Origin of the sequence: Weissella sp. DD23 (genome assembly GCF_001579105.1) — a bacterium.
In the GTDB taxonomy this organism is placed as follows: domain Bacteria; phylum Bacillota; class Bacilli; order Lactobacillales; family Lactobacillaceae; genus Weissella; species Weissella cibaria.
The window spans coordinates 1-316 of the sequence record NZ_KQ970502.1 but is presented as its reverse complement, the minus strand read 5'-3'; the positions used below and the strand labels follow the sequence as shown (position 1 = coordinate 316).

Genomic DNA, 316 nt, shown 5'->3' with positions numbered 1-316 from the left:
GCCGCAAGGTGCGCAATGCTGGTTTCTCAGTCGATGGCGCAATGGCGCAACAAGTGGTCGTCAACGCTAAGTATGCGGTTAAGGTACCGGAAGGTCTTGATCCGATGGAAGCATCATCAATTACGTGTGCCGGCGTAACGATGTACAAGTCTCTTAAGGTCGGCGAAACAAAGCCAGGTCAATGGGTTTCAGTTGTTGGGGCTGGTGGTTTGGGTAACTTGGCCATCCAGTACGCTCACAATGTGTTTGGTGCCCACGTGGTAGCGGTCGATGGTAACCCAGACAAGTTGGAAGCAGCGCGTCAAATGGGAGCCGA

At 53.5% G+C, this 316-nt stretch carries 1 protein-coding gene; it reads left to right on the top strand.

The features are described 5' to 3' along the window. The coding region (locus tag WEIDD23_RS13935; RefSeq protein ID WP_242865535.1) for a zinc-binding dehydrogenase at positions 1-316 on the top strand (316 nt) is incomplete at both ends.